This is a genomic window from Cellulophaga sp. Hel_I_12 (genome assembly GCF_000799565.1).
Classification (GTDB): domain Bacteria; phylum Bacteroidota; class Bacteroidia; order Flavobacteriales; family Flavobacteriaceae; genus Cellulophaga.
This window is the reverse complement of sequence record NZ_JUHB01000001.1, coordinates 2154316-2167807: the sequence shown is the minus strand read 5'-3', so window position 1 is coordinate 2167807 and position 13492 is coordinate 2154316. Positions and strand designations below refer to the sequence as shown.

The 13492-nt window shown below is 35.6% G+C and carries 14 protein-coding genes; 6 read left to right on the top strand and 8 right to left on the bottom strand.

The features are described 5' to 3' along the window. Window positions 1-16: 16 nt before the first annotated feature. A complete protein-coding gene (locus tag GQ45_RS09535; RefSeq protein WP_047417205.1) occupies window positions 17-1018 on the bottom strand; it encodes an NAD(P)H-dependent glycerol-3-phosphate dehydrogenase in 1002 nt (333 codons plus the stop codon). 150 nt (window positions 1019-1168) lie between these two features. Between GQ45_RS09535 and GQ45_RS09530 the strand changes: the two genes are divergently transcribed. Beyond that, complete coding sequence (locus tag GQ45_RS09530; protein WP_047417202.1) at window positions 1169-2089, top strand: hypothetical protein; 921 nt, start codon at window positions 1169-1171, stop codon at window positions 2087-2089. A 210-nt stretch (window positions 2090-2299) separates the two neighbouring features. Here the strand turns inward: GQ45_RS09530 and GQ45_RS09525 are convergent, their stop codons facing one another. Further along, the gene (locus tag GQ45_RS09525) at window positions 2300-2689 is read right to left on the bottom strand and encodes a lipocalin family protein (RefSeq protein ID WP_156125399.1); all 390 of its coding nucleotides are present in this window, start codon (window positions 2687-2689) and stop codon (window positions 2300-2302) included. Window positions 2690-2911: 222 nt separating this feature from the next. Between GQ45_RS09525 and GQ45_RS09520 the strand changes: the two genes are divergently transcribed. After that, window positions 2912-4492: a SulP family inorganic anion transporter gene (locus GQ45_RS09520; RefSeq protein ID WP_047417198.1), complete on the top strand. Its 1581-nt coding sequence runs from the start codon at window positions 2912-2914 to the stop codon at window positions 4490-4492. Window positions 4493-4745: 253 nt separating this feature from the next. On the opposite strand, the gene GQ45_RS09515 is transcribed toward GQ45_RS09520, so the two are convergent. From GQ45_RS09515 to GQ45_RS09505, 3 genes are read right to left on the bottom strand one after another with little or no spacing between them, the layout of a single operon-like run. Further along, complete coding sequence (locus GQ45_RS09515) at window positions 4746-5228, bottom strand: cytochrome c (RefSeq protein WP_047417194.1); 483 nt, start codon at window positions 5226-5228, stop codon at window positions 4746-4748. A 38-nt stretch (window positions 5229-5266) separates the two neighbouring features. Continuing rightward, window positions 5267-6238: a YheT family hydrolase gene (locus GQ45_RS09510; RefSeq protein WP_047417192.1), complete on the bottom strand. Its 972-nt coding sequence runs from the start codon at window positions 6236-6238 to the stop codon at window positions 5267-5269. Further along, window positions 6239-7213, bottom strand: coding sequence for a nitronate monooxygenase family protein (locus tag GQ45_RS09505; protein WP_047417189.1), 975 nt, complete (start codon window positions 7211-7213; stop codon window positions 6239-6241). A gap of 145 nt (window positions 7214-7358) precedes the next feature. On the opposite strand from GQ45_RS09505, the gene GQ45_RS09500 reads away from it, so the two are divergent. Continuing rightward, complete coding sequence (locus GQ45_RS09500) at window positions 7359-7835, top strand: thioesterase family protein (RefSeq protein ID WP_047417186.1); 477 nt, start codon at window positions 7359-7361, stop codon at window positions 7833-7835. On the opposite strand, the gene GQ45_RS09495 is transcribed toward GQ45_RS09500, so the two are convergent. Further along, window positions 7819-8712: a DMT family transporter gene (locus GQ45_RS09495; protein WP_047417183.1), complete on the bottom strand. Its 894-nt coding sequence runs from the start codon at window positions 8710-8712 to the stop codon at window positions 7819-7821. The two genes, GQ45_RS09500 and GQ45_RS09495, sit on opposite strands and share 17 nt — an antisense overlap. After that, on the bottom strand, window positions 8709-9062 hold the full coding sequence (locus GQ45_RS09490; RefSeq protein ID WP_047417180.1) for an arsenate reductase family protein: 354 nt from the start codon (window positions 9060-9062) through the stop codon (window positions 8709-8711). Before GQ45_RS09490 ends, GQ45_RS09495 begins: the two co-directional genes overlap by 4 nt. A 184-nt stretch (window positions 9063-9246) precedes the next feature. Here GQ45_RS09490 and GQ45_RS09485 point away from each other — a divergent pair, with 184 nt between their 5' ends. Next, window positions 9247-9711, top strand: coding sequence for a DinB family protein (locus GQ45_RS09485; RefSeq protein ID WP_047417178.1), 465 nt, complete (start codon window positions 9247-9249; stop codon window positions 9709-9711). A 65-nt stretch (window positions 9712-9776) separates the two neighbouring features. Here GQ45_RS09485 and GQ45_RS09480 read toward each other — a convergent pair whose 3' ends face one another. Then, window positions 9777-10529, bottom strand: a complete 753-nt coding sequence (locus GQ45_RS09480) for a DUF3298 and DUF4163 domain-containing protein (RefSeq protein ID WP_047417175.1) — start codon at window positions 10527-10529, stop codon at window positions 9777-9779. An 83-nt stretch (window positions 10530-10612) separates the two neighbouring features. On the opposite strand from GQ45_RS09480, the gene GQ45_RS09475 reads away from it, so the two are divergent. Next, a complete protein-coding gene (locus tag GQ45_RS09475; protein WP_047417173.1) occupies window positions 10613-11767 on the top strand; it encodes a cystathionine gamma-synthase in 1155 nt (384 codons plus the stop codon). A gap of 310 nt (window positions 11768-12077) precedes the next feature. After that, window positions 12078-13421, top strand: coding sequence for an NADP-specific glutamate dehydrogenase (gdhA, locus tag GQ45_RS09470; RefSeq protein ID WP_047417170.1), 1344 nt, complete (start codon window positions 12078-12080; stop codon window positions 13419-13421). Window positions 13422-13492 lie beyond the last annotated feature (71 nt).

Here is a 13492-nt window from a genome sequence, read left to right as displayed (position 1 = left end):
AAAAAAATAGTGTCTCCTAATCTAATTCCTCTGTTAATGCTTTAAATACCTTTTTAGCATTTTTTTCATTGTATAACACCTGATATACAGCATCTAAAATTGGAGTTTTAGATTTCTTTTTGCGCTGTGCATTAATTTCATAGGCACTTTTGGTCGCATAATAGCCTTCGGCAACCATTTTCATTTCCATCATGGCACTTTTTACGGTGTAGCCTTTGCCAATCATATTTCCGAACATTCTATTACGGCTAAAAACCGAGTAGCCCGTAACTAATAAATCACCTAAATAGGCAGAATTATTAATATTACGCTTCATTTTATGTACGCGTTTTATATAGCGTTTCATTTCGCGAATGGCGTTACTCATCAGTACACTTTGAAAATTATCGCCATAACCCAAGCCGTGAGCAATTCCAGCAGCAATAGCGTAAATGTTTTTTAACATGGCAGCGTATTCGGTGCCGATAATATCATCCGAAATCTTTGTTTTTATATACTCGCAACTTAAATGTTCGGCAACTATTTCTGCTTTTTTGGTTTCAGCACAAGCTATGGTTAAGTACGATAAACGTTCTAGTGCAACTTCTTCGGCGTGACAAGGACCTGTAATAACACCGATATTTTCAAAGGGAATGGCATATTTTTCGTGAAAATGTTCGCCTACAATACGTCCTGTTTCAGGCACAATTCCTTTAATGGCAGAGAAAATGGTTTTGTCTTTTAAAGAAGCGCTTAAGTTTTTAAGTTCTATTTCTAAAAATGCAGACGGAATTACAAAAATTAAAATATCAGCCTCGGTTACAGCGGTATTAATATCATCTGTTAAGATCAATTGCTTGGTGTTAAACTCTACAGAACTTAAATAGTTTGGGTTATGTCCCTGGGTTCTAATATGTTCAATGGCATCTGCATTTCGCATAAACCAATGAACAGTATCTACGTTTTCTGTTAACATTTTTACAATGGCGGTTGCCCAACTTCCTCCTCCTAAAACAGCAAATTTCGTAGCTCTATTCATACTTCAAGGGTATTACAAAAAAAAGTAAAATTAACTTTAATCATACAAAATTAGCTAAAATATATTTATCGTAAAATACTGATAGTCAATAAATTAATAATTTTGGCACGAGAATTGTTTGCTATTAAATGAACTTTAAACTTTTTAATTATGAAAACAAGATTACTATTCGGATTTCTTTTTATAGGATTATTAGCTTCATCTTGTTACACTGAGGTTTTGGTAAGCGATGAGTTTTTTGATGAACCTGCTTTTTCTGTGGATCAAGTATTAAGCGCACATGAATTATGGTATGTCGACATTAATGCCACCAAAGGAAACGGAGAGGTGCCGTTTTTACAACGTGCCTTTACAGTAACTTTTGATCGAGGTACTTTATTCGCTAATAACAATATTGCTGGAATAGGAAAAAATGGAAATGGTTTTGGTATCGATGCCGGAATCTATACCCCCATAAGAGGCGCAGTAGAAATTAGGCATGATGTAGACGGAGTTTGGATGTTAGAGGTTTTTGTAATAAATAATCGCACCATAGAATTATTTGATAGCAGCTCAAATACCTCCTACTATCTAAAAGGATTTAGCAGAAGTAATTTTGATTATGATATGCTTTTTTATGACAACATTCAATATTTTTTGCAAGAGTATACGGTTTGGGAAAAAGTCTATACCAGCAAAATTGGGGCTATAAACGATTTTGATAGTGAAAACTACCTACAATTTTTATCAGGTGATAATGGCGATTTCTTTAGATCATCGATTGATTCACCGGGAACTGGAATAAACAATTTACAGTGGGATTTTGAAGGTGATTATCAAGTATTTGATGTAGCTAATGATGCTTCACTAAAAACCATAACATTGAGTTATGATTTTATCGGAGACGATTATTTTGAGTTGTATGTGATTAATGATAGCACGGTAGAATTGTATCACCCAAATAGCGGAACTACCTATGAATTTAAAGGTAGGGGATACATACAATATTTAAAATCTGATGGTGCATCATCATCTAAAAAGAGAATAAAGGTTAAAAACCCTATAATGAACGTTATACGACAGAAAAAATAAAACAGGAAGTTTTCCAGTTTAAAAAGTAACCGTTGCAAAGTTCAAAACTTGCAACGGTTTTTTTGTAAATGTCTAGGGCTAGTGAATGTGTCAAATAATATCAACTATTTTAGTTAAACAAACGTTACCCATTTTAGCCTCTACTTATTGTATTTTTTATGAAATAGGGATGCAGCTCGCTTTGGTTACTTATTTGGTAAGTAAGGTTTACTATTTTTTTTCTAATACGAGACTTTGAATTTTTTTACCACCATCTGTAGATTTCCAAACTTGTCGCTTTTTTTTGTTTTCAATAAAAATCCAGGTTTTTGCAACTTCAGAATCTTTGCTGTCTATCGTAATATAGTTTTCAGCCGTGTTCCAAGTAAATGGTTGTACGTCATTTCGCTTAATTCCCATGACCTCATAGTTCAATTCTTTTTCACCTTTATTATTCCCTTTAAATGTTATCGTACCTATATTTTGCAGTGTTACATTTTGTTCTCCAGGGCTAATCGTTTCAAATTTTGTAACCTTCCATGTGCCTACCATTCGGGGTGAACATGACGTAATGGTACATAGGAATAGCGTACTAATAAGTAGTAAAGTTTTTATTTTCATGTTTATAATTTTCGCGAAATTACAGTATAAGTGAGATTTAGAAGTGCCTTAACCAATAAATTTTTCTCTTAAATGCATACTTATTGTAAATACTCTAATTATGTAGGGATAAACATTTTATATTCTTTTTATTCATCCTTAACATTAGGATATATGGAATAATGTAAAGCAATCAGCTTATAAAAATAATAAAACGTACTTTTGCGCGCTTAAAATAATCATGTGAAAAAGCTCCTTAATTTATTCGATTTTAAACAAAAAGTAGATTATAAAACCGAAATCCTTTCGGGCTTAACGGTAGCTTTGGCCTTAGTTCCCGAGGCTATTGCTTTTGCATTAATACCGGGTTTTTCTCCTTTAACAGGTCTTTACGCAGCCTTTGTTCTGGCCTTAATCACCTCGATATTTGGTGGTCGTCCAGGGATGATATCTGGTGCGACTGGCGCGGTAGCTGTAATTTTTATAGGTTTAATTTTAGAATTAAAACGAAACTTTCCGGGCATCACTCCTGAAACTATTTTAAATTATGTATTTGCGACCGTTATTATAGCTGGGGTTTTACAAATTTTAGCAGGTGTTTTGCGTTTGGGTAAATTTATACGGCTAGTACCACATCCGGTAATGTTCGGCTTTGTGAATGGGTTGGCGATTATTATTTTTATGGCACAATTCCCTAATTTTTATATAAAAGATACCACAGATTTATTGCCATGGCCATCATTTTTCATGATGTTAGGACTTACCATTGTTACCATGGCTATTATTTGGGGATTGCCAAAGCTAACAAAGGCGGTTCCGTCAACTTTAGTAGCCATTGTGATAGTTTCGGCCTTAGTGATTGGCTTTAATATCGATACTTTAACCGTGGCAGGAATTATGAAAGAAGGGCAAACCATCAAAGGTGGTTTTCCACCACTTTCTATTCCAAATATTCCTTTGACTTTTGAATCGTTTAAAATAATTTTTCCCTTTGCGGCTATCGTTGCGGGTGTAGGGCTTATTGAAAGTTTATTGACACTGAATATAATTGATGAAATTACAGATACACGCGGTAGCGGTAATAAAGAATGTGTAGCACAGGGTTCGGCCAATATACTTTCAGGTTTTTTATCAGGAATGGGTGGTTGTGCCATGATTGGTCAAAGTTTAATCAATACCTCCTCTGGAGCAAGAGCGCGTTTATCAGGAATTACAGCTGCGGTCATGTTATTGGTATTTATCATGTTTGGTTCAAGTTTAATAGAGCGATTACCGATGGCGGCCTTAGTAGGTTTAATGTTTATGGTGGCCATTGGCACTTTTGAATGGGCGAGTTTTAAAACATTTAAAAAAATGCCTAATTCTGATGTTATTGTGATGGTACTGGTTACCTTAATAACCGCTATTACGCACAACTTAGCTATCGCGGTTTTGTTAGGGGTAATTATATCAGCCTTAATGTATTCGTGGGAAAATGCAAAACGCATTCGCGCTCGTAAAAGTGTAGATGCTAACGGTGTTAAAACTTACGAAATTTACGGGCCATTATTTTTTGGTTCTACCACGGCGTTTACGGAAAAGTTCGATGTTCCTAACGATCCAGAAGAAATAATTATTGATTTTAGAGAGAGCAGAGTAGCAGATATGTCTGGTATTGAAGCCCTGAATAAACTCACCGAACGTTACAGAAAAGTCAATAAAAAGGTGCATTTAAAGCACTTAAGTAAGGATTGTTTAAAGCTCTTAGAAAATGCGGATGCCATTATTGATGTCAATGTTTTAGAAGATCCAACCTATAAGGTCGTTGCGGATAGGTTCAAGTAGTGAAAGTGATTTAGACTCACCTTACTTTTAAATAATTTCAGCTCAGCTTTTGGTTACTTTAGAACTAGGATGGCGTACTAGATTTTATAAAAAACGCTACGGGTAAAGAAACAAAAACTACTACTGAGGTCTACAGCCTATTTTTTCAAGAATTAAAATAAAACGCTTTTAGGGTACAAAATCTTGGACGCTAACTTTAATAAAAACAAAAAACCGCCTTGAAAGCGGTTTTAAAACTAAATTGTTGCCCTATTTATAGTGTTCTCAAATACTCCGCAACAGCTCTTGTTTCATCGTCTGTTAAGTTGTTATTGAGCATAATGGCGTTGTTATACTCTTTTAATAATGCCTTCGCAATCGGATCTTCTTTTAGCATTTCATCCGGATTTTTCAACATATTCATTACCCAAGCAGCACTTCTTCTTTCGTAAACTCCAGCTAATGCCGGACCAATCATGCGTTTTTCTGGCATGTGGCAAGCGGTACAGACGGCATTGTATTTAATTTCACCTTTTGCTGCTAAATCAGCATCAATAGTAGTAGGAAACTCAATGTTTTTATACGGACCAACACCTTGATTGTCCATGTCCACAGGAACATCAACCTTAGTCTCAACAGTTGCCTTCTTTTCAGTTTTGGCACGGTTCATTTCAAAACCTGCTTTTTTCTCTTCTTTTTTTTCACCACAACTTGCCAATAATAAGCTGAGACTTAAAATTCCAATTATTTTTTTCATGCTATCCAATCTTTTGTTAAAGTACTAAGATACGAATTCTAGTGCTTTAAGTTGCGCTCAAATAAAAAATTTACAGCTCTTTTTTCGGTATAACTTGTATTGTCTTTTCCAAAAAATCCAACGTGACCGCCATACTTAGGAATTTCTAAAAATAAATGGTCATTTTCGGCTGCTTCCTTGTACGGATAACATTCTTTACCCAGAAAGGAATCGTTTTTACTGTTGATGATAAGCGTTGGAATACTAATATTTTTCAAAAATGGCAAACAACTAGCCTTGGTATAATAATCTAAAGCATTTTTAAAACCATGTGCTCGACTCGTATAAACATCGTCAAAATCTTTTAAATTCTTAATTTTTGAAATGTCGGTAATTGAAATTTTATCTGGAAATAATTCTTGTTTTATATGTAATTTTTCGAGTAAACGCTTTTTAAATCGATGGGCATAAAGTGCATTTTTAGGAAGTAACAACTGTTGTAAGGAATCATGCAAATCACAAGGAACTGAAACAGCAACAGCGCCTTTTATTGCTGGGTGGAGTATTTGGCGTTCACCTAGGTATTTTAATGCTAAATTTCCACCTAAACTAAATCCATGTAAGTAAATTTCTTGATAATCTTTGGTCTTTAAAATGTGTTGAATAACGGCTTCTAAATCCTCTGTAGCTCCAGAATGGTAGGATCTAAACAAACGATTAGCTTCGCCACTACATCCTCTAAAATTAACAGCACAAACATCAATATTATGAAGATTAAACTGTTTGGCGCTTCCTGCAATATAAGGGCGTTGTGCGTTGCCTTCTAAACCATGTAAAATAATAGTTACTTTTTTCGATGGCAGATTTCCAAAACTCCAATCTAAATCAAGAAAATCAGAATCTGGTAAGGTAATTCGCTCCCTTTTTTGAACAAGGGCATCAACCTTTCGGAAAACACCAGCATAAATGGTACTTAAATGTCCATTTTTAAATAAAAGAGGAGGTTTATATTTTGATGCAATAAGTGGCATTTATTTCGGAAATGTATTTAACACTTTGGCTTGCTCTTCAATAGCCGTTTTAAACTCAGCTTTTAAACTAGTAACTAACTCCGTAACCGAAATACTATTGTCAATAGTTGCAACGCCTTGCCCTGCTGACCAAATAGTTTTCCATGCTTTGGCTTCGGTATCTAATTCTTTACCAAAATCTATTTTTACATCTTTCTTTAGATCTTCCGCTGTGATCCCGGCGGCCATTAAACTAGCAGCTAAAAAGTTTGCGTGCACCCCTGAAATAGATGCGGTATACACAATATCGCTTGCGCCAGCCTTGATAATCATATTTCGATATTCGTCAGTAGCCTTACTTTCATTTGTGTTTATAAATCGTGTACCCATGTAGGCAAGGTCTGCACCCATTTGTACAGCCGAAGCGATATCTCTTCCTGTGCTAATACAACCAGAGAGCAGTACGGTTTTATGATAGAATTTTTTAATCTCTGCCACTAAGGTCATAGGGTTTATTGTGCCTGCATGTCCGCCTGCTCCAGCAGCTACCAAAATTAATCCGTCAACACCAGCCTCTGCGGCTTTTTCCGCATGCCTTTTTTTAATGATATCATGAAAAACTAAGCCTCCGTAACTATGAATGGCATCCACAACTTGAGAAACAGCACCCAAAGAGGTAATAATTAAAGGCACTTTATGTTTTATACACAATTTTAGATCCGCCTCTAATCTTGGGTTTGTTTGATGCACAATTAAATTAACTCCAAAAGGGGCTGCTTTTTTTCCTGTCTCTTTTTCAAATGTGGCTAATGTGGTTTTTATTTGAACCAACCATTCTTCAAAACCCTCACTTGTACGTTGGTTTAGTGCAGGAAAAGTACCAACAATTCCGTTTTTGCAACACTCGATAACTAGCTCTGGACCAGAAATTAAGAACATTGGTGCTGCCACTACTGGAAGTGATAACGCGTTAATAAAGCTTGCTTTTTGAGACATAGTATGTTTTTTATGTTAGAAAATGGCATGCTTTTCAAGCCATTTAAGGCCAGACTGACGCCATTTTTTTTAAGACAATTTCACTTGATGTATCAAAACTATGGTATTTTTGGGATTATTATGCACGCATACTAAAAATTATACTATGTATTTTAAAGAATTTGAAATTCGTTGGAGTGATATTGATGCAAATCGCCATTTGGCCAATTCGGCATACCTTAATTTTATGGGTCATACGCGAATGTCATTTTTAATGGAACTAGGTTTTAGCCAAAAGGCTTTAGCAGAACATCAACTAGGACCAGTAGTCTTTTACGAACATATCTATTATTTTAAAGAGGCTTTTCTAGGGAAACCAGTACGAGTTTCTTTGGAGATTATGGGGATGAGTGAGGATGGTAAATTTTTTGAATTTCATCATAATTTATATGATTATCAAGGAAACAATTTTGCCCATTGTGAAATGATGGGCGCTTGGATGGATTTAAATACTAGGAATTTAACAGGACTCAAGGGCGACTTTCTCAAGAGTTTAAGCAGTATTAAAAAAGGAGAAAATTTTAGGATGTTAACAAAAGAAGACACCCGTAAGTTCTCAAAAAAACCTAGGCACCTGGTTTAGGTCTTTTACTGGCTAAATAAACCCCTAAAAGTACAAGTCCCATGGCAGTTATCTTAATGCCAGATAATTGATCTTTTCCTGTAAATAAGGCAAAAAGTACTCCAATTAAAGGTTGTAGGTAAACAAATGCACCAATTGTAGAGGCCTTTAACTGTGTTAAGGCAAAGGCATTTAAAAGATAGGTTCCGAAGGTTGTTCCTAGAATAACAAAAAAGATGGCACCAATAATGTGTACTGGTAAAACAGACCATTCAATGGCAGTTACCTCAGAAAAACTTATGGGAAAATTTATGATAACAGCAATCGTAAACAACCATTTTAACAACACAAAGGGATGGTATTTTTCAATTAATTTTTTAACTAAAATTAAATAAGTACCATAAAATGTAGCATTGACGATAAACAAAAAGTTACCGAGTGGGATATTTGGTGCATCTATCCTTGATTCTGCGCCAAAAAGTATTAAGGTTACCGCGCCAATTAGTCCTAACAAAACGCCAAAGCCTTTGGATAGGGTTATTTTTTCTTTGATAAAAAATGCGGATAGGACAACGACAATAATCGGGGTAATGGTCACTAAAACAGCACTGTTAATAGGTGTAGACAGTTGTAGGCCTTTAAAAAAAGCTAGCATGTTTATGACCATACCTGCGATGGAGCAGACAAGGATGCGCCACCAATCACCACGATCTATTTTTTGCTTGGGCGCAAAGGGTGCGATGGCCCAAAATAAAAGGGCAGCACCAGAAACCCTAAGGAAAATAAATCCAAAAGGCTGCACATAGGTAGGCATAACCTCTTTGGCAATCGTGTGGTTTAAACCATAGATTAAAGTGGCAAAAAAAGCGGCTATTATAGCTAGCGTTCTATGATTCAATCGTTTATTTTAAGTTTAGCTGCGGCTACCACTTTGGCACTATTGCCTATAAAAATCTGATCATCTACTAAGACTACAGGTCGTTTTAAAAAGGTATAATGTTCTAAAATTAATGCTTTGTAATTAGCTTCGGATAGCGACTTTTCATGAAGTCCTTTTTCACGGAATAAGCGAGCTCTTTTGCTGAATAAAGCTTCGTAACTACCTGCTAAAGCATGCATTTCCTCTAATTGGTCAGGAGTAATAGCTTCTGTTTTTATGTCTTGAAATACAAAATCGACCAAAGGTTCTAAGGCTTTAATAATTTTTTGACATGTATTACATGTACTTAAATGGTATATTTTTTTCATTTGTATTTCGATGGTTAGGGGGTCATTATTTTAAGTAAGCGTTTATAAGCTGTATCACTTGTTTTTTTTAACCCCGTTTATTTTGAGCAAGTACGTGCTTTCACACTTAAAATATTTTAAAGTACAAAGAAACCTAATTATAAGGAAATGTTCTATTTTTAACCCTGAATTAAATTTATAACAATTGGAAAAGCTATTTAATATCACCTTACAGAACAGAAAAATACTGTATAAATTTCTTAAAGACACACCAAGAGCGCAATTACTTGAAATCCCAGAGGGCTATAGAAATAATATTTGGTGGAACATTGCCCATGTGGTGGTGACTCAGCAAATTTTAGTCTATAAGTTAAGTGGTTTACCGATGCGTATTTCCAATGAATTAGTGGATAAATTCATGAAGGGAACGGTGCCAGATGGGACAGCTACGGATGAGGAATTTGAAGCTATTAGTGGTTTTTTGTTTTCGACGATAGAATGGACGCAAGAAGATTATGAAAAAGGAAAATTTACGACCTTTAATTCATACACTACAAGTGTGAATATAACCTTAGATACTGTTGAAGACGCCTTGGCTTTTAATATTTATCATGAAGGCATTCATCTAGGCGCCATCTTATCTTTGTTTAAGATGATTACTACATCATAATTTAGCCTCCTTTTTGACAACATTTTGCAGGCTATTTGTACTTGTTGAATGGGTTCTTGTCTTTTTTATAAAGACTTGGGAAGGATTTTTACAGAAAGAAAGGACTCAATCTCAGTATAAGGTAGGGTCATAAAAATTGGGCCGTCGGCATAGGAAGCAATTTCATATTGATTGTAAATTAATTGTACCCCTTTTTTTGTGAATCCTAGGTTATTTGGCAAATAAAAACGCTCACCTTCAAACATGAAACCAGTGCTATTAATTTCACTATTTTGTGGAATATCTTCTTGAATTTTAAATTTGGTTTCGGCAAAATGCTCAAAATCATCTATTTCTTTAAAAAGCTCCCAATTTTCGAACAATTCGTTTTTCTTTTTATTAAAGTTTAAAAAGCGCAATGTAGAATGGCCGTGAGCCCCACCCGTAAAAATATAAGTGTCTAATTGAATGGTTAATACATCTTTGTTTTCATAGGTTATTTCACTTTTAATAATAGCCTCCCAATCTATGCTCTCTTCTGGATACATATCCCTTAAATCCTGAAACTCTTTTTTAAACGCCGCAATGGCCTCTTCAATACTCGCATTTTCTGCATTTCCTTCGAAATTTAATTGGCGTACAATTTCTTTTCGCAACGCAGTGTTAACTGCAATTCCTAAATCTGTTTCCTTGTTAAACTCAAAAATAGCAATAGCTACCGTCGCACAGTCTATACACGGGTCGCTCTCATAGTTTAAGGGAACGTAAGCTACTTCTTCTTTATTTTTACAACCCATGACACTGATTAAAAGAAGTAAGAAAAGTATTTGTATCTTCATTTTGAAATGTAATTATATAACGTTGATGTACTACTGATTTTTGCACAAAGATAAGCGTACATGGAATAGTTAAGTCATCTTATATGAAGGAAAATAAGTTAAAATTTAACAGTATCGTTATTCATGGAGGTCAAGCGCCAGATAAAGCTTATGGGGCGGTAATGCCTCCTATTTATCAGACATCAACCTATGCTCAAAAATCACCTGGAGAGCATTTAGGCTATGCCTATTCAAGAAGCGCCAACCCAACACGTAGTGCCTTAGAAAAGTCTTTGGCAAGTATAGAAAATGGGGAGTACGGACTGGCATTTGCTAGTGGTTTAGCTGCCATCGATGCGGTCCTTAAACTTTTAAATCCTGGAGACGAAGTAATTGCTACCAATGACTTGTATGGAGGGAGTTATCGCTTATTTAATAGAATCTTTGAAAAGTATGGTTTAGTTTTTCATTATGTAGATATGCAAAACGCCAATACCATTGAAACGCTAATAACACTTAAAACAAAGTTAATTTGGCTAGAAACACCAACAAATCCAATGATGAATATTATTGATATTGCGGCCGTAGCAGCAATGACAAAAAAACACCATTTGCTATTGGCCGTTGATAATACCTTTGCCAGTCCTTATTTACAACAACCCTTAAATTTAGGGGCGGATATTGTCATGCACTCCGCTACCAAATATTTAGGAGGTCATAGCGATGTGGTGCTGGGTGCCTTGGTGGTGAACGATATTGATTTAGCAGATAAACTCTACTTTATTCAGAATGCAAGTGGTGCAGTTTCTGGGCCTATGGATAGTTTTTTGGTACTACGCGGAATTAAAACATTACATGTACGTATGCAACGCCACTGTGAAAACGGATCCATAATAGCTCACTATCTGGCTGAGCATCCCAAAGTTGAAAAAGTCTATTGGCCTGGTTTTGAAAACCATCCAAATTACAGCATAGCAAAAAAGCAAATGAAAGCTTTTGGAGGAATGATTTCGTTTATCCCGAAAGGAAGTACTTATACAGATGCAAAAAGAATTGTAGAAAATTTAAATGTTTTTACCTTGGCAGAGTCCTTAGGAGGCGTCGAAAGCTTAGTGGGTCATCCGGCGAGTATGACTCATGCCAGTATTCCCAAAGAAGAACGAGAAAAAGTAGGTGTGGTTGACGCCCTAATAAGATTAAGTGTTGGTATTGAAGACGTTTCTGATCTCATTGCAGATTTAGAACAGGCTTTAAAGTAAAATGAAATGCGTAGCACTATATGCTAAAATTATTTTTTTTCGAACGGCTAAAGTGGAATAGCCTCTTTTGAAAAGGGTATCAGTCAATTAAAAGGGCCTTTTAGACATTAGGGGAGTAAAAAACCAATTCAATATTAATAAATAACTGGGAATTTTTTAGATGATTTTCAAAGAAAACGTACAATCGTATTCTATTTTTTATAATATAAACACAATTTAATTGTCATAATAGTATAATTTTGTGCATATATTTTATATTTGACAATAACACCTATTTTAAATAATAAACTAACAGCATTTAACAAGACTAATGGAGGATAAAATAAAGTTATTTATGGACGAGGTAAAGACTAGAAATGGTCATGAACCAGAGTTCATTCAGGCAGTACAAGAAGTAGCAGAAACAGTAATCCCGTATATTGCGAAACACAAAATATACAACGGTAAGAATATTTTATTGCGCATGGTGGAACCTGAGCGATTAATTTCTTTTAGAGTCGCTTGGGTAGATGATAAGGGCGATATTCACGTGAATAGAGGCTATAGAATACAGATGAATTCTGCAATTGGACCGTACAAAGGTGGATTGCGTTTTCACCCTTCAGTCAATGCCAGTATCCTTAAATTCTTAGCCTTTGAGCAGGTCTTTAAAAACAGCTTAACAACATTGCCTATGGGTGGTGGTAAGGGTGGTTCTGATTTTGATCCAAAAGGCAAATCAGACGATGAAGTGATGCGTTTTTGCCATGCCTTTATGCTAGAATTAAACCGTCATATTGGCCCAAATACCGATGTCCCTGCGGGCGATATAGGCGTTGGTGCTCGTGAGATTGGTTTCTTATTTGGTATGTATAAGAAAATCAGAAACGAATTTACAGGAGTTTTAACAGGTAAAGGGCGCTCTTGGGGCGGTTCGTTAATACGTCCTGAAGCAACAGGGTACGGTACTGTATATTTTGCAAATAGTATGTTGCAAACACAGGGAAAAGATTTTAAGGGTAAAACAGTGACTATTTCTGGTTCAGGAAACGTAGCTCAGTTTGCCGCAGAAAAAGTATTGCATTTAGGCGGTAAAGTGTTAACACTTTCAGATTCTCAAGGGTATATTTACGATAAAGAGGGCATTGACGAAGAAAAGTTGGCCTTTGTGATGGACTTGAAAAACAATAAACGTGGTCGTATTTCTGAATATACAGAGGTATATACATCCGCTACCTTCCACAAAGGAGTAAATCCTTGGGAAGTAAAATGTGATGTTGCTTTGCCTTGTGCCACGCAAAATGAATTGGATGGAGAAGATGCTAAAACATTAATCAAAAATGGATGTATTTGTGTTGCTGAAGGTGCCAATATGCCTTCTACTCCTGAAGCTATTCATGAATTTCATCAGGCAAAAATATTATTTGCTCCAGGCAAAGCATCAAATGCCGGTGGAGTAGCAACATCTGGTCTTGAAATGTCTCAAAACTCGTTGCGTATTAGCTGGTCGAGAGAAGAAGTAGATAGTCGTTTAAAAGATATTATGAGCGATATTCACGATTCATGTATTGCATACGGCAAAGAGGATGATGGCTATTGCAACTATGTAAAAGGCGCAAACATTGCCGGTTTTGTAAAAGTGGCCGATGCTATGTTAGCACAAGGGGTAATATAAGTTAAAAACCCTAAGAAAAATAAAAAGCGAAGTTTCTGTCAAGAAGCTTCGCTTTTTTTGTTTGAAACCAG

Excerpts from the sequence above, each read along its gene's own strand:
- GQ45_RS09535 (WP_047417205.1), bottom strand. The coding sequence starts at position 1,018 with ATGAATAGAGCTACGAAATTTGCTGTTTTAGGAGGAGGAAGTTGGGCA.
- GQ45_RS09530 (WP_047417202.1), top strand. The coding sequence starts at position 1,169 with ATGAAAACAAGATTACTATTCGGATTTCTTTTTATAGGATTATTAGCT.
- GQ45_RS09525 (WP_156125399.1), bottom strand. The coding sequence starts at position 2,689 with ATGAAAATAAAAACTTTACTACTTATTAGTACGCTATTCCTATGTACC.
- GQ45_RS09515 (WP_047417194.1), bottom strand. The coding sequence starts at position 5,228 with ATGAAAAAAATAATTGGAATTTTAAGTCTCAGCTTATTATTGGCAAGT.
- GQ45_RS09510 (WP_047417192.1), bottom strand. The coding sequence starts at position 6,238 with ATGCCACTTATTGCATCAAAATATAAACCTCCTCTTTTATTTAAAAAT.
- GQ45_RS09505 (WP_047417189.1), bottom strand. The coding sequence starts at position 7,213 with ATGTCTCAAAAAGCAAGCTTTATTAACGCGTTATCACTTCCAGTAGTG.
- GQ45_RS09500 (WP_047417186.1), top strand. The coding sequence starts at position 7,359 with ATGTATTTTAAAGAATTTGAAATTCGTTGGAGTGATATTGATGCAAAT.
- GQ45_RS09490 (WP_047417180.1), bottom strand. The coding sequence starts at position 9,062 with ATGAAAAAAATATACCATTTAAGTACATGTAATACATGTCAAAAAATT.
- GQ45_RS09480 (WP_047417175.1), bottom strand. The coding sequence starts at position 10,529 with ATGAAGATACAAATACTTTTCTTACTTCTTTTAATCAGTGTCATGGGT.
- GQ45_RS09475 (WP_047417173.1), top strand. The coding sequence starts at position 10,613 with ATGAAGGAAAATAAGTTAAAATTTAACAGTATCGTTATTCATGGAGGT.
- gdhA (WP_047417170.1), top strand. The coding sequence starts at position 12,078 with ATGGAGGATAAAATAAAGTTATTTATGGACGAGGTAAAGACTAGAAAT.